22 protein-coding genes are annotated in these 23,700 nt (G+C 51.0%); 11 read left to right on the forward strand and 11 right to left on the reverse strand.

What is annotated here, in order from left to right; all coding sequences use genetic code 11:
- Nucleotides 1-68: 68 nt before the first annotated feature.
- The 5 genes from Pla110_RS03745 to gmd form a co-directional block, all read right to left on the reverse strand.
- Nucleotides 69-335 carry a hypothetical protein gene (locus tag Pla110_RS03745; protein WP_144993401.1) on the reverse strand — a complete coding sequence of 89 codons (267 nt, stop codon included), beginning with the start codon at nucleotides 333-335 and terminating at the stop codon, nucleotides 69-71.
- Nucleotides 313-1,038 (reverse strand): hypothetical protein, encoded by a 726-nt coding sequence (locus Pla110_RS03750; protein WP_144993402.1) that lies wholly within the window; start codon nucleotides 1,036-1,038, stop codon nucleotides 313-315. Before Pla110_RS03750 ends, Pla110_RS03745 begins: the two co-directional genes overlap by 23 nt.
- A 350-nt stretch (nucleotides 1,039-1,388) precedes the next feature.
- Nucleotides 1,389-1,787 (reverse strand): hypothetical protein, encoded by a 399-nt coding sequence (locus tag Pla110_RS03755; protein ID WP_144993403.1) that lies wholly within the window; start codon nucleotides 1,785-1,787, stop codon nucleotides 1,389-1,391.
- Nucleotides 1,788-1,884: 97 nt separating this feature from the next.
- A complete protein-coding gene (locus Pla110_RS03760; RefSeq protein ID WP_231742903.1) occupies nucleotides 1,885-2,883 on the reverse strand; it encodes a GDP-L-fucose synthase family protein in 999 nt (332 codons plus the stop codon).
- 113 nt (nucleotides 2,884-2,996) lie between these two features.
- Nucleotides 2,997-4,052 (reverse strand): GDP-mannose 4,6-dehydratase, encoded by a 1,056-nt coding sequence (gene gmd / locus Pla110_RS03765; protein ID WP_144993404.1) that lies wholly within the window; start codon nucleotides 4,050-4,052, stop codon nucleotides 2,997-2,999.
- A gap of 280 nt (nucleotides 4,053-4,332) precedes the next feature.
- On the opposite strand from gmd, the gene Pla110_RS03770 reads away from it, so the two are divergent.
- Nucleotides 4,333-5,469 carry a hypothetical protein gene (locus Pla110_RS03770; RefSeq protein WP_144993405.1) on the forward strand — a complete coding sequence of 379 codons (1,137 nt, stop codon included), beginning with the start codon at nucleotides 4,333-4,335 and terminating at the stop codon, nucleotides 5,467-5,469.
- Nucleotides 5,470-5,501: 32 nt separating this feature from the next.
- Here the strand turns inward: Pla110_RS03770 and Pla110_RS03775 are convergent, their stop codons facing one another.
- The gene (locus Pla110_RS03775; RefSeq protein WP_197440484.1) at nucleotides 5,502-6,821 is read right to left on the reverse strand and encodes an FG-GAP repeat domain-containing protein; all 1,320 of its coding nucleotides are present in this window, start codon (nucleotides 6,819-6,821) and stop codon (nucleotides 5,502-5,504) included.
- A gap of 179 nt (nucleotides 6,822-7,000) precedes the next feature.
- On the opposite strand from Pla110_RS03775, the gene Pla110_RS03780 reads away from it, so the two are divergent.
- A complete protein-coding gene (locus tag Pla110_RS03780) occupies nucleotides 7,001-9,088 on the forward strand; it encodes a hypothetical protein (RefSeq protein ID WP_144993409.1) in 2,088 nt (695 codons plus the stop codon).
- Between the two features lie 485 nt (nucleotides 9,089-9,573).
- Here Pla110_RS03780 and Pla110_RS03785 read toward each other — a convergent pair whose 3' ends face one another.
- Both Pla110_RS03785 and Pla110_RS03790 read right to left on the reverse strand, forming a co-directional pair.
- Nucleotides 9,574-10,407, reverse strand: coding sequence for a TIGR01457 family HAD-type hydrolase (locus Pla110_RS03785; RefSeq protein ID WP_144993412.1), 834 nt, complete (start codon nucleotides 10,405-10,407; stop codon nucleotides 9,574-9,576).
- Between the two features lie 473 nt (nucleotides 10,408-10,880).
- Nucleotides 10,881-11,300 carry an RrF2 family transcriptional regulator gene (locus tag Pla110_RS03790; RefSeq protein WP_144993414.1) on the reverse strand — a complete coding sequence of 140 codons (420 nt, stop codon included), beginning with the start codon at nucleotides 11,298-11,300 and terminating at the stop codon, nucleotides 10,881-10,883.
- A gap of 150 nt (nucleotides 11,301-11,450) precedes the next feature.
- Here Pla110_RS03790 and hmpA point away from each other — a divergent pair, with 150 nt between their 5' ends.
- The 3 genes from hmpA to Pla110_RS03805 all read left to right on the forward strand — a co-directional run bounded on the left by hmpA (nucleotide 11,451) and on the right by Pla110_RS03805 (nucleotide 13,947).
- Nucleotides 11,451-12,683, forward strand: coding sequence for an NO-inducible flavohemoprotein (gene hmpA / locus Pla110_RS03795; protein WP_144993416.1), 1,233 nt, complete (start codon nucleotides 11,451-11,453; stop codon nucleotides 12,681-12,683).
- Nucleotides 12,684-12,882: 199 nt separating this feature from the next.
- Nucleotides 12,883-13,464, forward strand: coding sequence for a c-type heme family protein (locus Pla110_RS03800; RefSeq protein WP_144993418.1), 582 nt, complete (start codon nucleotides 12,883-12,885; stop codon nucleotides 13,462-13,464).
- A 6-nt stretch (nucleotides 13,465-13,470) separates the two neighbouring features.
- On the forward strand, nucleotides 13,471-13,947 hold the full coding sequence (locus Pla110_RS03805; RefSeq protein ID WP_144993420.1) for a DinB family protein: 477 nt from the start codon (nucleotides 13,471-13,473) through the stop codon (nucleotides 13,945-13,947).
- A 40-nt stretch (nucleotides 13,948-13,987) separates the two neighbouring features.
- Here the strand turns inward: Pla110_RS03805 and Pla110_RS03810 are convergent, their stop codons facing one another.
- Together Pla110_RS03810 and Pla110_RS03815 are read right to left on the reverse strand one after the other, a co-directional pair.
- On the reverse strand, nucleotides 13,988-14,191 hold the full coding sequence (locus Pla110_RS03810) for a hypothetical protein (RefSeq protein ID WP_144993422.1): 204 nt from the start codon (nucleotides 14,189-14,191) through the stop codon (nucleotides 13,988-13,990).
- Nucleotides 14,192-14,227: 36 nt separating this feature from the next.
- The gene (locus Pla110_RS03815; RefSeq protein WP_144993424.1) at nucleotides 14,228-15,265 is read right to left on the reverse strand and encodes a DUF2156 domain-containing protein; all 1,038 of its coding nucleotides are present in this window, start codon (nucleotides 15,263-15,265) and stop codon (nucleotides 14,228-14,230) included.
- 785 nt (nucleotides 15,266-16,050) lie between these two features.
- Here Pla110_RS03815 and Pla110_RS03820 point away from each other — a divergent pair.
- From Pla110_RS03820 to Pla110_RS03830, 3 genes are all read left to right on the forward strand, one after another.
- A complete protein-coding gene (locus Pla110_RS03820; protein ID WP_144993426.1) occupies nucleotides 16,051-16,719 on the forward strand; it encodes a 3-keto-disaccharide hydrolase in 669 nt (222 codons plus the stop codon).
- An 88-nt stretch (nucleotides 16,720-16,807) separates the two neighbouring features.
- The gene (locus Pla110_RS03825; protein ID WP_231742904.1) at nucleotides 16,808-18,028 is read left to right on the forward strand and encodes a Gfo/Idh/MocA family protein; all 1,221 of its coding nucleotides are present in this window, start codon (nucleotides 16,808-16,810) and stop codon (nucleotides 18,026-18,028) included.
- Nucleotides 18,029-18,287: 259 nt separating this feature from the next.
- Nucleotides 18,288-19,001, forward strand: coding sequence for an SGNH/GDSL hydrolase family protein (locus Pla110_RS03830; RefSeq protein WP_144993428.1), 714 nt, complete (start codon nucleotides 18,288-18,290; stop codon nucleotides 18,999-19,001).
- A gap of 15 nt (nucleotides 19,002-19,016) precedes the next feature.
- Here the strand turns inward: Pla110_RS03830 and Pla110_RS03835 are convergent, their stop codons facing one another.
- Nucleotides 19,017-19,523: a metallophosphoesterase family protein gene (locus tag Pla110_RS03835; RefSeq protein WP_261342358.1), complete on the reverse strand. Its 507-nt coding sequence runs from the start codon at nucleotides 19,521-19,523 to the stop codon at nucleotides 19,017-19,019.
- A 1,104-nt stretch (nucleotides 19,524-20,627) separates the two neighbouring features.
- On the opposite strand from Pla110_RS03835, the gene Pla110_RS03840 reads away from it, so the two are divergent.
- From Pla110_RS03840 to Pla110_RS03850, 3 genes are all read left to right on the forward strand, one after another.
- Nucleotides 20,628-21,611 (forward strand): ion transporter, encoded by a 984-nt coding sequence (locus Pla110_RS03840; protein ID WP_144993430.1) that lies wholly within the window; start codon nucleotides 20,628-20,630, stop codon nucleotides 21,609-21,611.
- 242 nt (nucleotides 21,612-21,853) lie between these two features.
- Nucleotides 21,854-22,777 (forward strand): sensor histidine kinase, encoded by a 924-nt coding sequence (locus tag Pla110_RS03845; RefSeq protein ID WP_231742905.1) that lies wholly within the window; start codon nucleotides 21,854-21,856, stop codon nucleotides 22,775-22,777.
- Complete coding sequence (locus Pla110_RS03850; protein WP_144993432.1) at nucleotides 22,777-23,508, forward strand: response regulator transcription factor; 732 nt, start codon at nucleotides 22,777-22,779, stop codon at nucleotides 23,506-23,508. Before Pla110_RS03845 ends, Pla110_RS03850 begins: the two co-directional genes overlap by 1 nt.
- Nucleotides 23,509-23,700: the final 192 nt, after the last annotated feature.

Below are 23,700 nucleotides of genomic sequence, written 5' to 3' on the forward strand. Positions count from 1 at the left end.
TTGAGCGTTGAACGCGCAAACAAAAACAGCCCGTCGACATGACAAGATTTGAACTCCGCGCTCTGCCCCTACGCAGACAACGATTCTACTGAGCATTCGTGTTGGCGGTACCAGTCGTAGGCGATGGGGAGACCGGCTTCGAGTGGGGTTGTGGGTTGCCAACCCAGATTGGTCAGCTTGCTCACGTCGAGAAGTTTGCGAGGGGTTCCCTCGGGCATCGTATCGCCGCAGCAAAACGAACTGCTACAGATTGACTTACCAAGAAAACAGCCTCCGTTGGAGACACCGGAGGCTGTTTTTTTGCGCGGAAGCTCAATATTCGGCGAGTGAATCACTCTGCAGGAAGTTCGAAAGTTTCTCGTTGGATAATCCCTGGTCGGTATTAATTGGGAAAGAACCGATCAATGTCGAGTTGATTACTCTACGCTGAGATAAATCAGGTTCATTGATCGTTGCCGAATGCAGGAGGCCTTGCCAGGCAGGGCGTGAACTTGAAAAAGTCGCAGTCGAATTATTGATACAGAAAACCTGATTTTTGTCCTCCGCAAAGCTGGACACTTTCGTTGTGTAGGGAGCAAGTATTTCCGCTCCATTGGCATACATTGGGTTGAACTGGTGAAGCAAGTCGTTTGGAGTCAGGTCGCGCTCGAATGCGCATCGAGTATAATCAATCAACTGCATCTGCGATTTGATGCTTGTTGGTTCATAGCCAAGCATCAGGAAGCATTCCTCCGGCCCGCCGTCGACGTGAGGTTTCGTCGTGTTCTGTTGATCAAAGCGAGTTGCGGAAAGGTATCGTAGCTGTTCTCCCCGTTTTGATAGATGCAATTGGGACATCGCGTCTTTCAACTGCAGCATGAATTGTCGAAGAGTACGAGAATCGTAACTTCTGTCGAGTTGAATGAGACAGAAACCGGGTTCCGAATAATCAGTGCGACAAGTCCGCTCGTAAGCGGTTTCTGCTATTTGTGATGCATGGCATCCCTCTAACCAAATCGTATAGGCTTCTTCCGGCCATGGTGAGAAACTGTCCAGCATTAATTCATCCTGACAAGTAGTTTGTGGTTTACACAACGAGCGTTTCGGCTCATTCAGGGAACTGATGTCTGTGGGTTCGAAATTAAGGCGACATTTCTTATTCTCAACCAGTATGGAACTACGCGGACAACGGTTCTGTGGGAGAGACGTGTTGTCGATGCCAGTCGCAGCATCGGCCAAATGTAGTTTACGATATATAGATCTGGAAAACAGAACGCCTACATCGACCTTCTATTCCTCTGATCTCCTTCTCTTCGCGGAGGGTTGTTCTATCAACCGACTGGCTTACGAACTCCTAATGTATCGCCTGTTTTCTACAGTGACTCTACCCGGGTCTTTAGTTTCCTTTTCTACTCCTCGTTTACATAATCGCAGTCGATACAACTATCGTTCTCCTCGCGGAACTTACGATCACACTCTGGTGACGTGCAACAGTACATTAAGATTTCCGTCATGTGGCCGTCACCAATATCCTCAATTTCAGTTTCATCAAGTGACAGATACCAATTACCGCGTTTATGTTGTCCTTCAGGATAAAAGGTGAAGACATAGGGGCGTCGTTCCTCACCGCGGCGGCGGCCACCGCAAACCGCTTCTGTTTGAATGGCATCATCGTAGTCGAGGAGGCTGTCAGGGTCGTTCTTCGCCTCTTCGATCAGTTCGAAAACTTCTCTCAGGGAATCGTGCAGTTCCTGAGGGATCGTCACCTTACGACGTTCTTTTGGTTTGGGAACAAACTTTCGCGACATTGGGGGATCCAGACCAGAGAGAATCTAAGCGGACTTACATAATCACTCGGATTATATTGCCCTGAAATAGTCCATTCAACCTAAAAATCTTCATGTCCTACGCAGATAAAGACTCTACTGAGCATTCGTGTTGGCGGTACCAGTCGTAGGCGATGGGGAGACCGGCTTCGAGTGGGGTTGTGGGTTGCCAACCCAGATTGGTCAGCTTGCTTACGTCGAGAAGTTTGCGAGGGGTGCCCTCGAGCATGGTGGGGTCGAATTTCAGTTGGCCTTCGTAACCGACAACCGACTGGACTGTCTCGGCCAGTTCGCGAATGGTGATGTCGATTCCCGAACCGACGTTGACCGGTTCGGCAGCGGAATAATGTTTGACGAGATGAATCAGTGCTCGCGCACAGTCGTCGACATACAGGAATTCCCGCCGGACATTGCCCGTTCCCCAGATGGGGACTTCGGGTGCCCGCTCGGTTTTGGCGATGTGCATCTTCTGGATCAACGCGGGAATGACATGCCCCGCTTTTTCATCGTAGCGATCCCCCGGGCCGTACAGGTTGGTCGGCATGGCGGTGATCATGTCGAGACCGTATTGCTTGCGGTACGCCTGACACAATTTGATTCCGGCGATCTTAGCGATGGCGTACCATTGATTCGTCGGTTCCAGCGGTCGAGAGAGCAGGGCTGATTCCTGAATGGGCTGCTCTGCCTCGCGCGGGTAAATGCAGGAAGAGCCCAGCAGCAGCAACTTGGCGACACCCGCCTTACGGGCCGCTTCGATGATGTTGGTCTCGATTGTCAGGTTCTGATAGATGAACTCGGCCGGGTAATGATCGTTCGCCCAGATGCCGCCGACTTTGGCGGCGGCGATGATGATCACATCGGGTTGATGCTCGGCGACCCAGGCTTCGGTTTTTGCCTGACGTAACAGATCGAGTTCAGCGCGCGAAGCGGTGAGCAGTTTGCAATCTTCCTGTTGCAAATGTCGGCAAATCGCGGAACCGACGAGTCCCGTATGCCCGGCAACCCAGATCTTGCGACCGGTCAGGGGAAAAGCAAGCTCCGTCTGCGATGCGAACGCCAGGGAAGAATGTTCCGACATGACTCCCAGTCCTTTATATGGAGATATTGATCGGTGTCTTGGAATCTGTGTCTTATATTCAGAGCCTTGAACTCAGTCGATTGAATTAAGTAAGACGCAAGAATCTGATGGGATTAAGAGTCCGTCTTTCCCGATCCCTCCTGCAGGGCCTGTCGATCGGCGGCGACCATCTCTGTAACCAATTGATCAAAATTCGTGTGATGTTTCCAGTCTAAAACCTGAAACGCGCGGGACGGGTCGCCTAATAAGTGATGCACTTCCGCTGGTCGATAGAACCGGGGATCGACGGCTACCAATGTTTTTCCTGTCTTCGCATCGATGCCGGTTTCCTGCTCCCCTTTGCCCTGCCAGGTGATTTCCACATCAATTTCACGGAAGGCGGCCTCGACAAATTCGCGAACGGAACGAGCGACACCGGTTGCCAGAACGAAGTCCTGGGGCTCGTCCAATTGCAGCATTCGCCACATTCCTTCAACATAGTCGCGGGCATGTCCCCAGTCTCGTTTGGCGTCCATGTTTCCCAGAAAGAGTGTGTCCTGTTTTCCCGCTTCGATAGCGGCGACTGCCCGACTGATCTTACGTGTGACAAAGTTCTCACCCCGCAGCGGGCTTTCATGATTGAACAGAATCCCGTTGGACGCATGCATACCGTATGCTTCGCGATAGTTGACCGTAATCCAATAGGCATACAGCTTTGCGGCGGCATAGGGGCTTTGTGGCTGAAAGGGAGTTGTCTCACTTTGCGGAGGAGGCGAACTACCGAATAGCTCCGAAGTAGAAGCCTGGTAGAACCGGGTCTTTTCGGTCAGCCCGAGAATGCGAATCGCTTCGAGCAGTCGCAACGGACCAAGGGCGTCGGTGTTTGCCGTGTATTCGGCGGTTTCAAAACTGACCTGCACATGGCTTTGTGCGGCCAGGTTGTAGACTTCATCAGGTTGCGTTTCCTGAACAATCCGCATCATGTTCGACGAGTCCGTAAGGTCGCCATAATGCAACTGGAACTGATCCGGATACTCCTTCAGCAGGGCATCGATCCGGTCCGTATTCGACGAAGATGCCCGCCGCTGCACTCCATGCACGGCGTATCCTTTGCCCAGGAGCAACTCAGCGAGATACGCTCCATCCTGACCCGTAATTCCCGTAACAAGCGCAACTTTGGAAGTAGACATATCAGGAATCTATTTGGGGTGAGAGCACAAAGGAGCGAATGAAGGTGGCGCATCGCCAGGAACCTGATCATAAATGCAATCTTCACCGGGGTCCAGTAACTGCAGGGGAGAATCGAAGAGGGGGGAACCACAGATCACATCGTCGGAGTGACGGGGAATCTTCCGATGGAGAGTTGGAATAGACTAATGAAAGTATCTACTATCCAAAATTAGAATATGTGTTAAAATGTCAACACGTTCGGTGGTTCGTGTGTCGATCTGTGTGTCAGGTGGTCAAATCATGTTTCTCAGTAAAATCTTTTGGGTGTCGATATTGCTATTGGTTGGGATCGTGGGGTGGAAGGTCTTCGATGCTTTTCAGAGTCGGGATTACGTACAAGAGGGTTACGCTGTCATCGACCTTCATTGCACCGAAGAAAGCGTGCAAATAGTCATCCGTTTTTCGTCAAAACATATATATGAACGCTCTTTGGCAGAGGATGGATTTCGATCATTGAAGTCTTCAAGTGCCGAACTGATTTCTGGCTCTGGAAAAACCTGGTTGGTGACGTGGCCGCTTTCTGACGAAGCTGAATATGGAAAACCGGTTATCTCATACATCGGATCGTATCAGGAAGCGGGTTCCAAGGATCTCTTTGGAAAAATAACCGGGATTGACCCAATCTCAATCAGAGCGTTTGGCAGTGAAAACCAGGTTCTGCTGATTGGTGACCAGATTCAATTGTGCGATATTGCGGACGATAAAAGAGTCACCTTGCCCGGTACAATAAAGACCTGCAGTTTGTCGCAGGATCGTCGGCATCTGTTGGTATGGGAAGGGGGCCTCAAAGTCTATTCCGTTCCTGACTTCAAAGACCAGAAACTACTCGACATGGGGGAGGAAGTCGACAAGTTCCGGAAGGTGATTACGAAAACAGCTCGTGAAAAAATATTTGTTACGGATGATCTTTCCTATCTCGTAATAGTGCCCACGGAAAAAGGCCGTGATATGAGCCAACAGTCGATCGCTCATCTCTTTGATATTCGAAGTCAGACTACATCGATCTATAAACTGAAAGGGATGTGGAAAGCAAATATCCTGGATGCCCAAGCAGAAAATGGGGAATTGATATGGTTGGTTAAATCATTTTTTGCTTCCAACTGGTATTTCTATAATGCACAGGGAGTAAAGAAACAGCAAATTCCTGTTCCAGATTCCAAGCATAAAGAACCATATCCGCAATGGTACGAGCAGGAACAGCATTATCTCGATACCGAACAGAGGCGTTTCTGGTTGGCCAGAACGGATTTTAATCTTAAAATTGAATCCGACCAATCATTCACAGTCTCCGTATTTCGATACGACATCGAGACTGAGAATGCCTTTAACTATGAGTTAACCGTTCCGATTGATCTGTTGGTGGACGGGGCGAATTGAGTGTTCGTGTCCATCTGTGGTTCCAACCCGAATCACTTCAGTGGGTTTTCGTACCAGATTACGCCGAGGTTGTCGCGTTCTTCGCAGGTGAGCAGGTCGAAGTCGCCGTCCTGATCGAGGTCGATTGCTTCGACGAGGTCGTATTTGATTCCTTCTTCCATGCCGCTCACGTTGTAGGGGGTAAGCTGGCCGACGGTTCCCTCTCGGTTCAGGTTGATGCTCATCCAGAAGAGCCCCATTTTGTTTTCGGCGTTCTCGCAGGAGACGACCAGATCAAGTTGCCGGTCGAGATTGATATCGGCCAGTTGTACCGCTTTGGCGGTACCGGCGGTGGGGGGGATCGGGATTCGAATCGTATCGTAGGTAACGGGTGACCCGGGTTTGCCGCGCAGGAATAGAATTTCCTGTGCACGCGTCGCCACAAAAAAGTCCCAGACGCCGTTGGAATCGAAGTCGGTCGGTTGCATGAACATCACTTCGTCGCGCTCTCCACCGATGGGGTGCGATTTCCATTGTTCGACCTGATCGCGACGGTTCCCTGGATTTTCCAACCAGCGAACACCTCGCAGGCGAACGGCACGGGCATCTGTCCGGTCTTCGGCTCTGTTCTCGTTCGGACCAAGTTCCTGATTGCCGGTGACACCGCGGCGGTCGCTGAGGACGATATCCAAGTCGCCGTCGACGTCCATGTCGAGTGAATGCAGAGACATCAACCAACCGACGGGAGAGATGGGATGCCAGACCCAGTCTCCCTTTCGAAGTGTGCGTCGCGGAGCTTCAAACCAACCGACCGAGGCATTGGGGCCTTTTCCACCGGCGACGAGGTCGACGCCGTTCTCGTGGTCGACATGCATGGGCAGACAGTACATCCAGCGTTGTTTGCGAACGGAAGCGACCAGAGGTTCGGTTGTCCAGAGTTTGCTGTTTTCGTATCCGGTTCGCAGAGGGGGGGCGAGGTGCATGTAGATCGTGCGGGTGTCCCCTTCGCAACAACTGACAACATCGACGCGACGGTCGTTATTGAAGTCACAGAAGACGGCGTCCTCCGGTGACGAGACCTTCCCCACGTTGATCATTGGCCAGGGGGACTTCACATCGTCCCGCCCTGGATTGAGGCAGACGTGAATTTCTCCCCCTTCTTCCCAACCCGTTGCAATGTCCTGTAAACCATCCAGATTAACATCCATCAACCGGATTCCATCGGCTCCCTGGGAACTGTTATCGATCGTATGCCGGACCCAGGGTTCCCCCACCCATTCCTGAGCGGATGCAGTCTGTGGTGCGAAAAGTAATGGGACAAGTAAGGATAGGTAGAATAGGTTTGGTGGGGTTATTTGTAGACGCTGTTTCATGGTGAGTTGAAGTCCGTTTCTCAAAAAAACTTCGCGCATTGAGGATTTTGTTTCATTCCGTCGTCGGGCGAGGTCGATAACCCATTAAGGATTAATGTCCCAAGTAAAGTTGCGTCCGTACAGAGTAACCTGAATCTGGCCGGAAGCAAACCACCTGAAAATCAACCAGGAGAGTTTCGATGGCAATGGATCTGCCGCGATCACTCGGTTTCGGAATGCTCTGTATTCTCTGCTGTGTCAGTCTGATGGCTCAAGAGCAGGAAGAATACACGGTTAGCCGTTCCGAAAGTTCTTTTCGACAATCGAATGGAATCATCGCCGTTCCAACGGAAGAGGCACTGGATGCCTACGAAGAGGATGTGGACCTCTATGTTACGCCGGAAGAAGAAGGCGAAATAGAGTACGATCTCGCCGAAGCCCAGGATGCCTGGGATGCGCGTTATCCGGAGCCAAACTACGGTTTGCCTATGGCGCCACCGGTCGATCAGCAGTTTCGTCCTCGACAGAATCGCGCATTGAAACAGGCACCGGTCAATCAGGCGGCCTGGTTCAGTGATGAGCCACTGAAGCGAACCGCACCGCGCGAATTGCCTCAGTCACATTTGAATGCTCAGCCCGTCGCCCAAGACATTCGTCCGCTGGCACCCGCAGTTCCACAGGAACAGGTTCGACGTCAGGCTGTTCCCGAACAGCGAACTGCTCAAAGCCGATCGAGCTATGCTCGAAATCAACCGGCTGCGGCTAAAGCGAACGCTTCTTATTATCACGCTCAACAACAGCCAACTCGGTCGGCAAACGCATCGCAGGGGTTCGTCGCTCCCGTCGCCGTGAAAGCGGGGCTCAATCCCAAATCATTGCAACAGCAGGCACGTCAGCCCGTCCGTCAAGCACAGGCACAACAGCACCGAACAGCGCAGACTCGAACACAGCAGCATTCAGCATCGCAACCTCGGGCACAGCACCAACACAGTCACGCTCATTACGAACAACAACAGTATCAACAGCAGCATGCTCAGAGTGGTTACCTCGCTCGTCAGAACCGTCGAGTGAAACAACCCGTTCGACGCGAACAGCATCAACAAACGCAGCATCAACAAACGCAGCATCAACAAACGCAGCATCAACAAACGCAGTATCAACAAGCTCAGTATCAACAGGTGCAGCAGCAGTACGAAATGGGACCGGTCATGATGTCATCGGATCCAAATATGGTCTATATGAGAGAAGGCGAAGTGTTCGAAGCTCCCGAGATGGTGATGGATTCAGGGTATGACTCGTTCATCATTCCAGAATACTACGGCGCTCAGGAGATGGTGCCCTACGATAACGCCTGCTGTTCTGACTGTGGTGACCTGAACTGTTATGGCTCGTGCGGCACTGGTGGGTGTGCTTATGGAAGTGATGACCCCTTATGCAACTGTAACGACTGTACGACTCGCCGTTTCTGTGGACGCCACCCGCAAAGCCGATTTAAAAGTGACTACGCGTTTGCGGACTTCATTGAACCAATCACGAATCCGTATTGGTTTATCGATCCCCGTTCCATGACGCGTGCCCGGTTGGTGGTGATGAACCAGGACATTCCTCGAAACAATGTCACACCGGCGGGAAGCACCACGGTCACCAGTTTACAGGGTTCGCTTGCCGTGGGTGAGCGGATGTCGTTTCTCGCCGCCAAAACAGGCCGGGCCACTTTTGACCTGGACGGGCAGTCAGAGTTGGATGGCTGGCTCGATATGGCGTTTGGTTTCAAGACCGTTCTGGTTCGTGATGAATACAATCGATTCCTGTTGAGTGCCGGTAGTCTCTATGAACGCTCCAATGGAACAAGCGAAATCTTTCAGGGGAATGGTCATGGCATGTGGCACATTTTCCTGACAGGGGGTAAAGGTTGGGGACGCAGCCACTTCGTCTCAACCGTCGGTTGGCACCTTCCCAATAACCACGATGAAGAAAACGAATCGCTTTACTACAGTTTCCACTACGACCTGGAACTTTTCGAAGACAAGTTTCTCGTTCTGGAAATGAACGGACAGCATTACACGGAAAGTGGTTCCCGCACTCCGAACTCAAACCTCGAAGGGGGCGACCTCTTCAGCCTGGGTTCAGATAACGTCACGGGCAACGATGTCATCACAGGAGCAATCGGTACCACGATTCGTTTGAGGGACGATATCCATCTCACCGCCGCCTATGAAGTTCCTCTTACCAGCAGAGAAGACTTCCTGGATGATCGCTTTACCGCGACTTTGGCATATTACTATTAGGACTCTGTTTGATCTATTTGATTGAGCGGTAACGGTTTCGTTTCGAAAAATACGAAAGGCTTTAAAAAAGGGTGCCACGGTTAGCTCGTCTAACCGTGCGAGAGCAGTTGAATCTCTCGCTTGCCTTCTGAGGAGTATCATTCCCCGGATAGCTCGAAAGACTTTGCTCCACATTTGTTGACGAAGCACTCGAAATCACTCTTAGCAATCACACTGCTGGGCAAGCCAGCAGTGGCACCCAGCACAGAGCCATTTAGAATCAGGTTGCTCTAAAGGAAGACGTACGATCCTTTAAAGCAAAAAAGAAAACGCCCATCCCGGGACCATACGGGGTGGGCGTTTTTTGTTTATTCTTATCAGGCGAACATCCGACAGTTGCCTCCAGATGAGAAAGCCGTCAGGTGACATAACCCGGGTGAGATCACTTTTCTAACACAGGGTTCAGAATGACCTGGCTGCGGACTATCGAATTCACTATCAGGGACTTAACCCGCGACGGCGACCAGTTCCGGAAGCAAGCCCGGGCTGGGGCAGGGGGTATGCCATTCGCTTTCTTCCAGCAGTTGGGTGTACTCGGCCAACGAATCGACGATGACGTCGGGTCGATAAGCATACTCCTGCAAGTCTTCTTTTTTTGTACCGCCACTGAGAACAAGAACAGTATTAAACCCGAGTTGTACACCTCCCAGAATGTCGGTCTCCATCGTGTCACCGATCATGGTTGTCTCTGCCGTGGTCAGACCAAGCTCTTTGCGGGCGGCCCGCATCATGATAGGGCTCGGTTTGCCGACGCTGAACGCTTCGACTCCCGTGGCTTTTTCGACCATGGAAACCATCGCTCCGCAACCGGGACGTATTCCATTTTGTGTCGGGCAGTTGGGGTCCATGTTGGTCGCAATCAGTTTGGCTCCTTCCTGCACCATATTGACGGCGGCTTCTACCTGTTCCAGGTTGAACGTTCTTCCTTCGCCGATCACCACGTAATCTGGTTTGTGATCGACGACGGCGTAACCATTCCGGTGCAGCGCCGCGAGGAGCCCTCCTTCGCCAATGACAAAAGCGGTTCCTCCCGGTTTTTGATGGGCGAGAAAACGGGCCGTGGCCATGGCGCAGGTGAAGATATGTTTTTCTTCGACCTGAATGCCCATGCGCCCCAGTTTGGCAACCATGTCCCGGCGGGTCCGTTGGCTGTTATTGGTGAGGAACATAAACGGAATGTCCCTTGCCAGGAGCTGTTTCACAAAATGATCCGCACCTGGAATCAACTTCGATCCGCGATACAAAACACCATCCATGTCAATTAAATAACCATGCTTCATAGAGGTTCCTTATAATGAACAAGTGGAGGCTTCCTTGAATGGATACACCATCTCGCCTCCCGTAATACGAACTATGCCGAAGGTCTTCGATGACGAAGATGTTCAGAAGAACCGGTGTGAGTCAAAACCGGGTCTTCCCAGTTACGCGTCCGCAAATTCCTTTTCACATGCGGTGGTCGAAACTGATCATCGAGAGGACATGCCGCAGAGTAGGATTTCCCAGTAAATCTAGAGGGAACAGCTCACCCGTCAGTGGCGCGTCGGCACACATTGCGGAATCTAAAGATGGCAACTCCTGTGCCACTACCGACAGCTTTCATGAAAGTAGCGGCAAATAGCCTGATGCAGGCCTTTTTCGGATATGCAGCAGCATAAAGAGGAGACGAAGCAGGGAAGCGTATGCGCGCAAGATCAGCAGGATCGCACGACTTTTGAGAGAAAACGGAGGGATTCCGGCGAAAGGGGACCGGGCCTTATTTCGATTCGAACAGCGGAATGATCGAGGTCGCTGAGTCGAGTATTTCTTTGATGGTCACGCGTTTGAAGGCTTCTTCGTTGGCCGCGTAGGCACGGTCGAGCTCGGCGTGCAGAGGGCAGAGAGAGGTGTGCGATTTCAGCCCGAGCGGGCACGATTTGAGCCGTTCCAGGGGGGAAACTGCATTGACGACGTCCAGTATGGTCAATTTGTCCGGATCAGCCGCCAGTTCGTACCCACCACCCGGGCCGGATCGAGATTGAACAAGATTGGCGCTGGCCAGGTCCTGCATGACCCGCGTGAGGTAGCGGCGCGGCACCTTTGTATGCTCTGCGAGGGTATCGGCCGACGCTGGACCAGACTGGTCGACGAGGTAGGCGATTGCCCTCAGTGCGTATTCAGCGGTTTTCGGCAACATGGGTATAACCGGGGCTTTCTTACAAACTGGACACGAAAATCTAATTAAACACCTTGACGTGTAGAATGCTATTCTATACCTTTTGGTGTAGTATTGGGTCGGGAAAGTCCATTACAATTACAAAACACAGGTTTTTAGAGGGTTTATCGAATGTTGAGCGCGAAGACAATTCAGATTGTAAAAGAGATCACACCCGCTGTCGCCGCCAATGCGGAAACGATCACGACTTGTTTTTATAAACGGATGTTCGCCGGAAATCCGGAAGTGAAAGCGTATTTCAACGCCGCCCACCAACACAGTGGAGGTCAGCAGCGTGCATTGGCGGGAGCGATATGTGCCTATTTCACTCATATCGATAACCCGGCAGTGCTGGGGCCCGCCGTCGAGCTGATCGCCCAAAAGCATTGTTCCCTCGGAATTCAGGAAGACCAGTACCCCATCGTTGGAAAGCATCTGCTGGATGCCATCAAAGAAGTCATGGGAGACGCCGCCACGCCCGAGATCATCGACGCCGTTGCCGAAGCGTACGGTTTTCTGGCGGAAGTTTGTGTCGGTCGTGAAGCAGCGATCTATCAGGAACTACGCGAGCAGCCAGGTGGCTGGAATGGTTACCGGAAATTTGAAGTCGCCAGAAAAGAAACAGAAAGCAGCGAGGTTGTCTCTCTGTACCTCAAAGCAGCCGACGGAAATCCGATTGCTGATTACCTGCCCGGTCAATACCTCACCGTGCGAGTCGATCACCCAACTACACCCACTTCTCCCCGAAACTACAGCATCTCGGATAAGCCCAATGGCGAATATTACCGTATCAGCGTCAAACGCGAGAGTGCCCTGACGGAAAATGCTCCGGGAGGCGTAATTTCTAATTACCTGCACGACGTCGTGCAAGTGGGCGACCAGCTTGAAATCGGACCACCCTGTGGTGAATTCACACTCGATCCCGAACAGCAGGATGGACGATCCGTTGTATTCCTGGCGGGGGGCATTGGAGTCACACCTTTGCTCGCCATGGCAAAAGCACTGGTTGCAAAGAAAAGTTCAACTCCTGTCTATTTTCTACAGGCTGCTCGCAACAGCGACGTTCTCGCCTTGCGAGGGGAAGTCCAGCAGTTAGTCGAACAGAATCCACTAGTGAAATCGCTCGTGATGTTTGATCAGGCAATGGCGGATGAACTTTCCTGCGGTCACTGCGATGCCGAAGGATTTCTGACTCTGGAAACTTTGCAGAACTGGGCACCGTTGACGGAGGCTGAATTTTACTTCTGTGGACCGAAACCGTTCATGGAGAACGTCATGTCGATTCTGAATCTAGCCGGTGTGCCCGAGTCGCGAATCCACTTTGAATTCTTCGGCCCCAAACAGGAATTAGTAACCGCGGGCTGATCTACAAATTGACAGAAGATGTCGAGCAATTCCGTTGCTCGGCATCTTTTTATTTAAAACCTATCCTGAAACCGGTTGTGATTGATAGCCTGTAAGATTGAAGGCGAACTTGACCCGTTCATGAGCCATTAGTGGGTTTCGAAACGCCTGCATAATACAACAAACAACCTGAGGCACGGCCTCTTTGAAAGCAGACCTGATGAAGAAACTACTGGCCGTGTCTCTGTTGTTATTATTGCTTGCCTTCTCGGTCAATGGAATAGGGGAGGAGCCTGCGGCGGACGTTGCCGAGGAGAGCGTGAGTCTTCCCGCTACAGTGGAAGAAGCGCGTGGACGCGCAAAGTTGCTGCATGAAATGGCTCACGGGGCGCTCCAAGTGATGCACCGCGATTTCTTTCTCGAAGACGAGTCCCGAGTAATCCCGTCGGCGTCTCTGGAGGATGTCTTTGAAGCGATTAATGAGTCGTATCAAGTGCGAATGAAATGGTTGATCGTAGAGACGGATATTGTCAACGTTGATCATGAACCAGCAACCGACTATGAACGTACTGCCGCCAAAGCACTGGCCGAGGGTAAAGGCTTTTTTGAACAGGCGGATGCGAATCAGTATTCCTATACAGGTTCCATTCGGTTGGCTTCACAATGTTTAAAATGCCACGTTCAGGATCGTAAAGATACAGAACCACGGACGGCAGGTCTGGTGATCCAGATGCCTCTGAATCAGATGGCAGTGAAAGCGGTGTCCAAATCCGAACTAACAACCGAAGCGGCTTCTGAATAAAATCGCATGGATGATCAACAAACAAAAGAACTGATAGACACTTATGCTGCCGGTCCTCAGCTGTTGAAAACTGCTGTGGAGGGAATGACCGCTTCCGACCTGAAAGCTCGACCGATTGAAAATCAGTGGTCGACATTAGGCGTCGTCTGTCATATCGCCGATTTTGAGATTGTTTATGCCGATCGGATCAAGCGGATTCTGGCGGAAGACAAGCCGACCTTCTTTGGTGGTGAACCAGATGAGTTCGCGGCCGCACTCGCCTACGATCAGCGAGACTTGGCGACAGAGTTGGCGTTAATAGAATCGATACGTGCGCATCTGGTCGTCATTCTAAGTCAACTCGATCCGGAGCAATTCATGCGGACAGGATTGCACAGCGAAGCAGGAGAGATGACGTTAAAGCAACTGCTGATCAACATCACTGCGCACGTACCGCACCACGTCGGAAAAATCAAAGAGAAGCGAACGCGGCTTGGCCAATAGTAGAGGGTAGTTACCTCGATACCGTGCTGCCAGACGGTCTTTATTTAGTTTCGCCGGGAGCGGACTGTATCGCTTGTTCCAACTGGTGGAGCACATCTACAGGACTGAAGCCCTGTTGTTGGCACAGGTACTCCAGTGACTTGCCGCCACAGCTTTCATCGAAGCCGAGTGCTTGAAAGACGGTTCGCGATTCCGGATGTTCAATGAGCCACTCCGGAATGCTATTGTCGAGATCGCAGTTCATGATGGTGGGTCGATCCGAGCAGGCTGAGGTATCTCTTTAAAACATGCGACAGACTTTTCCGAGCGTCAACAGTCTCAATACGTTAAAGCGGGCGGGGGAGGCGTAGTAGACTTTGAAGCTGTCACCTCGATAGCGACGTTTGTGGGCTGCCATGCCTTCAAAGTTCAGCATGGTGCGTTTGCTGTGTTGATAGATCTTCCGCAGGCAGTAGCTGGTCACTTTATTGGGCTGGAATTCCGGGTTGGTGTCTTCCAGTTCATAAAAGGGAGCCATGCCCAGTGAGAGGATCTGTTTACCTTCCTGCTGAAACTGCTGAATGGCGTGCCAGGTCATCGCAAAGTCGAAGTCGCGCGGAGCATCTTCCCGATGCCGTTTAATGTTCGACAGGTAACCGATGACCTCATCGTCCTGATAGATAGGATCAAAATAGATGTAGGCAACGATCGAACCATCAGAATCCAGAAGATAGAATTTTCGGACGTCTTCTTCGTCTTCCAGAACGATGCCACGGGAAAGAAACCGTGTTTCGTTTTCCTTCACGACTTTACCATCGCGCCAAGTATCGGAGACCGCTTCAACTTCGGACCGGTCCAGTTCTGAAATCGAGCGTTCGACCACCTGCATTCCCAAGTTTCGCAGTCGGTTCGTGGCTTCTTTGATATGTCGTTTCTTTTTTCCTGAGATCGTGTAGTCTGACAGATCGATTTCGAATTCGGTGCCGAACTCATTAATCAGGAAACCACGATCCTGCAGTAACCGGGCCATCGGTGCGCTGACCTGACAGAAGGAGGGCTTCTTATGATGCGCGAGGAAGTCGTCGAGTGCTTCTTCAGTGTAGTTTGGATCGACGACCGGATCGGCCAGGACGAAGGTGTATCCCCATTTCTTTTCGTAGGCGATGTATCCCCAGTCGGAGTGGTGGTATTTCAAACCCTCCTGCAGGGTGTGGTACGAAAGGGAGAAGTTGCCATTACGGCGTAATTGTTCCCGCCGTTCTTCTTTGACGTCGTGAACGACGCGCAAGGAGGGCGCGGGTAGACTGGGAGCGAGATAAGCGCTGGGGACGGTACTCACAGATGAATTCTCTCAGTGCTCGCGGAGAGCGGTGGGGTGGAAGGATGGCTGTATAAAACAGCCATGCGAGGAGATTCCGGAGTGAGCGATTTCACCGGGTGAGGCTCGCTCGTTGTAGTCGATTCCGTGGGGACTTTTCCAGTCCCGTTTTCTCCTCACGTCCTGAAATCATATTCTGGCTGATATCGCCACTGATATTAAAATCGTCAAACCTTCCGGAGGAGCTTGGACCTAGCTGTCTACACCCGGTCATTTCCACCGATTGTCCGGTCGTGGGGTCGTGTTCCCTCTACAATCGGGAATTTTTGTGTTCTCGTTGAGATTGGAATGAAAGTCTCAAATGGGACACTTTCTCCCCAGTCCCCAGGGTGACTATTCCGCAAAGTTTGCCCTTCATTCCTAAGTTGGGGGTGATTTGTTCAGGTTTTAAAAGCCAGTCAAAAGTCATCGACACCTGTTATGAGTCTGCCCGAAAAAGCAAAATCAGACCGAATTTTCCCTTAAGTCTGCGACCACTTTCGTGATATCCTCTTATTTATCCTACCTGTTCACTCCCCCCTGAATTTCTTCCCCCCTTGTTATCTTCTCCTGTTGGCTAATTGCGTTTGGTCAGCGAGATATTAAGATTGAGGGAACAACGCCTCCTTTCGTCGTTTGCGATCGTCGGGTCTAATGCTTTCTCTATTTACCAATAAGAGATTCCAGAGCATGTCCATCGTTCTAACGGCGCCTTCCTGCTAGAGCACCTCTGGCCATTTAATTAACATCACAAAAGGATCCCGTTCATGAAACGTGTGCATCTCGTTCTCACCAGTTTGTCACTTCTGGTCCTCAGTGCGCTTGCTAGCGCCGGAGAAGAGGATTTCGTCAAACTGTTTGATGGTGGGGACTTATCCGCCTGGCATCATGAAGGTGCCGATGGAATCCAGACTGAAAATATCACAGGGTATGTCGTTGAAGACGGCATCCTTCGCTGCGGTCCAGGAGGGAAGTACCTCTTAACACCGGACAAATATGAGGACTTCGTATTCCGTCTTGATTATCGCCTGCCCGAAGGTGGCAACAACGGCGTTGGTATTCGCACCACCATTCCTGGTAATCCTGCATTCGATGGTATGGAAATTCAGCTGCTGGACGACACCGCTGAGAAATACAACGCCCTCGCTGATTACCAGTACAACGGTTCGGTTTACGGAATTCTTCCTGCGAAACGTGGGCACCTGAAACCACTGGGCGAATGGAACGAAATGGAAATTACTGCCATCGGTTCCAAGGTTAAAGTCGTACTGAATGGTACCACCATCGTGGATGGTGATATTGTCGAAGCGACTAAAAATGGTCCTCTCGATAAACGCGAGCATCCCGGTCTACTCAATGAAACGGGACATATCGTTCTCTGCGGCCACGGCGATCCGGTTGAGTTCCGTAATATCCGTGTGAAACGAATCAAATAAAACTCCGTCTGCCTGAATACTGGCGACATTTAAAATCATCACCACTCATCTACTGAAACGAGCAATTGACTCAAATTGGAGATTTGATATGACGAATCAAGGCAACGGGAATAACCTCAACCGTCGCTCCTTCCTGGAAACGACGGGCACGGCTGCAGTGGCTGCTTCGGCACTCACCTGGTCCGCGAAAAGTTATGCCGCGATCAAAGGGGCCAACGAGCGGATCAACATTGGTCTGATCGGTGCCGGCGTAATCGGCAACGCCCACATGAAGGTTTACAACAAACTGAAAGAGCCGAACAACATTGCTGTAGAGGCGATCGTTGATTGTTGGAAATCTCGTGCTGATGCCGGCCAGAAGTTTACTGACGCCAAATATTCGCTGACCGACTACCGCGAACTGCTCGACATGAAAGATGTCGATCAGGTGACCGTCGCCGTTCCCGAACATACTCATGCCGATATGGTGATTGACGCGTTTGATGCTGGCAAAGCCGTTTACTGTGAAAAACCGATGACCCACGATATCGAACAGGCTCAACGAGTCTGGGCGAAACAGAAAGAAACTGGCCTGCCTTTGCAGGTGGGTGTTCAGGGCATGTCGGACGACAGTTATATCGCTGCTCGTAAAGCGATTGACGGAGGCATGATTGGTCAGGTCGTTCAGGCTCAGATTGAGTATGTTCGCCACTATCCTGACAACGCTGGCCCCTGGCGTGTGCCGGAACAGGTTAATAAATATCAGGACAAACCTTCCGACCTCGACTGGGATGCCTGGTTGGGACACGCGGAAAAAATCGACTGGAATCCGCACCACTACTTCGAGTGGCGTAATTACCGTCGTTACTCTGGCGGTATCTGCACCGACTTGTTCATTCACCGGATTTCCCGCATCATGAAAGCTTGCAACCTGCTGTATCCACGGCGTGTGGTTGGCATGGGCGGTATCTGGCAGTGGGATGATGGTCGCGATCTGCCCGATAACTTCGAGATGATCTGCGAATACCCTCGAGGTATGACCGTCTACGTGCTCGGCACGATGAGCAACCGTCGTAAAATTGACCACATCATTCGCGGAACCGATGGTTACATCGAATTCGGCGGTGACGGCTGGGTCGCCAAAGACGACAAGAATGAAAAGAGATCGCCAGCCACAAAAAATCGGGTGGCGAAGATATGGGACTGCACGAAACCAACCTGCAGAACCACATTCGTAACGGCGAAGAACTCAACTGCCCCGTGGAACTCGGTATGGCGGGCGTCGTTGCTGTTAACATGGCCAACGAATCCTGGCGTTCTGGCCGCATGATGGCCTGGGACAAAGAAAACGAAAAGATGGTCTCCGCCGACTCCATCGAATTGAGCCACAAGCCTGAAGACGTATAGTCTTCCAGCTAAAGGCATCAATAAATAAACGCACCCCGCGAGAGGATTAGCTTCTCGCGGGGTGTTTTTGTGTTGAGGCTCGATGACGCTGAATCAATCGGTAGAGTCTGCTTCTTCCCTCGTCTATAATAATTCCAACCCCTGTTCTAAATTATTGACCGCTAGTCAAAGGCGTTGTTCTCATGAAGTTACATTCTGTTGTTACGTTGTCACTGGTATTTGGTATGGCTGTAATGGGGATTCATTCGGTGAGTCAGGGCGAAGATAAAGAAACGGATCAACCGCAGGTGTTGATTCTCGGTGATTCGATTTCGATTGGATATACTCCAACGGTCAAGGAACTGCTCAAAGAGGAAGCAGTGGTAACGCGTCCTATGAAAAATGAGGAAAAGGCCGAAAACTGCGCGGGTACCACCAATGGGGTCAAGCACATTGATCGTTGGTTAAAAGCTGGGACGGGCGATTGGGATGTGATTCATTTCAACTTCGGTCTGCACGACTTGAAGCGAGTCGATTTTCAAACAGGAAAAAACTCTAACGATTCGGATGACCCGCATCAGGCGTCTCCAGTAGAGTATGAAAAACAATTGCGAGAGATCGTCGGCAAGTTGAAGGAGACCGGAGCGAAGCTGATCTTTGCGACGACGACCCCCGTACCTCCGGGTAGTGTGAAACCACATCGTGATGTAGAAGACCCAGTTCTTTATAACGCAATCGCGCTGAAGGTCATGACCGAGAACGGGATCGCTGTTAACGATTTGTTCGCCTATGCTGAACCTCGCTTGGACGAGATTCAACGGAAGGCGAACGTTCATTTTACCGGAGAAGGCTACCGGGAACTGGGCGAGCAGGTTGCAGCTAAAATCCGCACTGCGTTGACGGAACCCAGAGAATAGCTTCTGAGCTGCCCGCTACGATTCCGTGATCAGTTGGTAATGTTTGATTTCCTGACTCGGGAGTTCGATGATCGCGTAGGAATGTGGATCTGCGCGGTATAGTGCGCCCGGATTCAATAACTGGATATCGTTCTGCACTTCCAGTTTGGCGACGTGCGTATGTCCGGAACAGACGATGTCAAATGCGCCCGACGTGCTGAGCCGTTCGAGCAGGACTGAATCGTGCCCGTGAGTAAAGGCAATCCGGCAGTCTCCGATTTGCAACTCGCCGAATTCTCCCCACGATGTCTGTCCGTTTCCTTCGATCGTCGACTGAAGATGACTTTTCTCCCGATCGACGTTTCCGAAAACGAAATGGGTCGGCCACTCTGCGAAGAGAGGAACGACGGCACCCGTTCCGATGTCTCCACAATGGATGACATGCGAAACCTCGTGTTCGCGAAGTTGCTTAACGGCTTGTTCGGTATTGGGGACGTGCCCATGCGTGTCACTCACAACACCGATTCTAATGATCTGCGACATACGTTTGGCCCTAATGTCTAAGTAAGAGAAAAGTGATGAAGAAACTTGATGTGATTTGCGACCAGAATTTGAATGCTGAACTCCCGATGCATTTATCGACTGATATGGATAACTGAATGAAAACAGTGGATGTGCGTTACCATTCCAGGTTGGGAAGGTTCGGCTGACGGAAGGGAAGTGCACGAGCCCGGGTGCGCGTTTGCTCGGTAGCGTACTCCATGAGGGGATCGTCTGGTCTCGACGGGACTGAAGCCGAAATGACGTGGCTCAGTATGTCCTCCAGGAGGGGGAGGGGACGCAGACCGTTGGGAAGAAACCGGTCGCCTGCGGATAAGCGTTGTAAAGAATCAGTAAACGGAGACTGATCTAAATGAGTACTGCTTTAACTGGTACTAAGAGAATAGTTTAGTCTAAATGTTAGCTAACGGAGGAATCAACCACTGTTTTGTGAATCATTTGCTGTTGCAGCAAGTGAGTAATGCTTTATTAATCAATGTTGGTCAACGGAATGTCTCGACCAATACTTTATTGATCGATCAATAATTCACCTCAACATTAGTAGTAATTGAAAATCTCGGTGCAAAGCAGTGAGTCTCCCGACGCGCCCCGTGAAAAACGTTGCGTCGTGAAAATATCTCAATCAGTTCAGGAGGGTTCATGTTTGGGGGAAATGTGAGGTAACCAGAAATTCCAATTTTCTGAAGATCCCCTGAGTGATTGTTTTCGTTTTCGAATTCATCGTCCAGTGGAATTGAATGTTTATCAATGAACTGAATCAGAAGTTCGAATACTGGTCTGATTTTCAGCGTTAGGACGCCGAAAATCAACTGATATTTACTTACCATGTCATTCCCGCGAGTAGACAGTCCGTCTAACCCTGGCCTGAACAGAATTCGATATATAGGTTTATAGGTTGGTTAAATCGGGCGTGCATGGAGGGAGGTTGGTCGTGTAGATAGGTGTTCAGGATACTGAACTTGATTCGGTTGTCAAATATTCAGACAATCCAAAGCGACGGTGGAATGGTAGAGCAGGCGACGGGGACTCTTTCCATTGGTAAAAGGATAGACATCCCGTCGGCATCAGAAAGGAATGAATATTCAAATGGAAGCCAAACGATTAGATTTTGAGCAACGGATGATGGTCCCCATGTTTCTGTTGGGGGTTGTCTTTCTCCTCTTTCTGGCTGGCTTCCTGCATGGGACCAACCTGCACATCTTGCAGGGGGAGGAAGAGATGTCCCCCATCGAGCATTTCGAGGGTTTCTGGAGCAACCCGCTGGTCGTAGTTTGTCGCTGGGGAATGCTGCTGTTGTGGCCCTGCTTTCTATTTGAAGCGATCATGCACTACCGCTACAAAAGTCCCCGCTGGAAAAAAGCATTCTATTCAGTCCTTTTTCCGCCCGCTCGTATTGGGGCTGCCGATTTTCAAACAGGTAAAACGGTCTGGCTCCCTTTCCTCGGCAAGACCAAAATCAATGCGGGCCTTCGTCATCGTGTCTCTAGAGGAGCGACCTTTCCGATGATCATCATCGCGTTGATGGTGCTCCCTCTTCTGGCTGTCGAACACACTTGGAAAGGGCAAATCGCGGAGCACCCCATACTCTCATACCTGCTACGCGGTGGGGAAGGCTTCATATGGTTCGCCTTCACATTCGAGTTTATTGTGATGCTTCACATCGTCGAGAAAAAATTTCAGTACTGTAAATCGAACTGGCTCGATATCGCCATTATTCTATTGCCCGTTCTAGGTTTCCTGCGGATTTTGCGACTGGGTCGCCTGGTGCAACTGACCAGTCGGATCCCGCAGTTGGGACGGATGGTTCAGCTGTATAATATGCGTGGACTGATTATGAGGTTGTGGCGGGCCGTGCTGGTCTTCGAACTTCTCGATCGGTTACTGCGGGGGACACCCGAAAAACAGCTCACCCGATGCCAGTTACAGCTACAGGAAAAAGAGGCCGAACTCAAATCGCTCCAGGAAAAAATGGCCGCGCTTCAGGAGTTGGTCAATTCAACCGCAATACCGGTAACGGAAGTTGTGGTGAGCGATGATTCTTCCGACGAGGGCGATCTACGGGTCGCCTGATATTATCCCTCGGAATTGATTCAAAATGTTCGCCGGCTGGATATATTTCCTACGCCCGCCCGCCCAAGTCCTATCTGGTCATTACCGGGGTGGAGGTGATAGAATTGAGAGGCGTCATTCTCGCGACTATCCGACTACCTCTGTTAGTGGTAATCTACCAGACAGGTTTTACCATCGCTGTTTGAAATTGACGGGTCACTTTCGTTAATGAACGCGAAAGCAGACGTCTCAAAGGGATCCGAGTGAAAAAGAAAAGTACATTCAGCCTGCGATATCGCAAGGGAAGCACGCTGCATCTGCCGATCACGCTGAACGTGGTTCTGATCTCTCTGAATATCTTGTTGATGGTTTTCTGGATTGTCATTCTGGCCCGTGAAAGCGCAATTACGTCACTCACTTTGGGGACGGTGCTGTTCGCTCTGATTCTCGTCGGCCTCTCGTTTTATCTGTTTCTCACCATCAAGGAAGTCCGGTTACGGAAACAGCAATCCAACTTCGTCGATTCCGTCACCCACGAATTAAAAACGCCGATTGCCTCGCTGCGACTTTATCTGGAAACGCTGCAGATGCGAGAATTGGAGCCCGAACGTCGGGACGAATTCTACAAGACGATGGGCTCCGAGCTGGAGCGTCTAGACCATCTGATCAACCAATTGCTCGAAGTCGCCGGACTCGACGCCATCGGTCAACATTACGAACCGGAGGAGATCGAACTATTGCCCTTCCTCCAAAAATCCGCCGGTATCGCCGCCGCGCATCATAAACAGAATCTGGAAGAAGTCTTCAGCTTCGAAGGTCCGTCAGTAGTCCTGAATACGAGACGGTTGATTCTGGAAATGATCTTCGGCAACCTGCTGGATAACGCCATTAAGTACGGTGGAGATCCACCGCGCGTCAAAGTCGAAATTCTCATTCGTCCCCGAGGGCGGATCGTGACGCGAGTGATCGACAACGGACCTGGAGTTCCGCACGAACTGCGTGCGAAGATTTTTCGGATCTTCTTTCGAGGGGGGGACGAACTGACACGCAAGCAGAAGGGAACCGGTCTCGGATTGTACATCGTAAAAACGTTGGTCAACCTGCTCAAAGGACGGGTGACGGTCCATCATCACTTGCCGACAGGCGGATCAGTCTTTGAAGTCGATTTACCGGGAAGAGCGGGCTGATGAATATACTCATTGTCGAAGACGAAAGTGTGATCGCCGAAGGACTCAAATTTAACTTTGAGCAGGAAGGTTATACTCCCTTCGTTGCGGGCGACGGTCAAACCGCTCTGGATATTCTGCGAGATCCTCAGAACAGTATTGATGTCATTCTTCTGGATCTCATGTTGCCCGGCATGAGTGGCTACGACGTCTGTAAGGAAATCCGTGAGCTCGACCCTCAGGTCCCTGTGCTGGTTCTGTCTGCCCGGACACTGAGTGAAGATAAAACACAGGCTTTCGACCTGGGTGCTGATCAGTACATGACTAAACCGTTCGCGCTCCCCGAACTGCTGAGCCGCGTGCGGAACCTGGTGGGAAGACGTCCGAAGAGCGACCCCGGCCTCAAACCACATGGACGTTCGGAAACTGTTAAATTGCTACCGGACCAATATGAGTTGGGAAAATCGATCATCGATTTCTCCAAGTTTCAGATCCATCATGAGGGAGAAGTCGAAAGTCTGACGACGATGGAGATCCAGCTGTTGAAGTATTTCATCCAGAACGAGGATCGAGTTCTCTCCCGAACTCAGATATTAGAAGACGTTTGGAATCAAAATGCCGAGATCAGCACGCGGACGATCGACAACTTCGTTTTACGTCTCCGAAAAATGATCGAAGAAAATCCCGCAAACCCGCAACATATTGTCTCCGTTCGCGGGACTGGATATCAGTTTTTTAAAACACCGAAATGACATAAGTCATTGCTGTTGAAGTGGATACGTCTGTGACATTGTTTTGACAAAACTTTGACCACGGCATGACAGACGCGCTCCTGCTTTTTCGCTAGAATTCCCTCGAAATTGGAGGAGCAGCATTCTGATTGTAACCGTTGCTCCCATTGATCATTCTAAACCCGTTTGATTTCAAATTCTCCCCCTTTGTCC

The organism is Polystyrenella longa, assembly GCF_007750395.1.
In the GTDB taxonomy this organism is placed as follows: domain Bacteria; phylum Planctomycetota; class Planctomycetia; order Planctomycetales; family Planctomycetaceae; genus Polystyrenella; species Polystyrenella longa.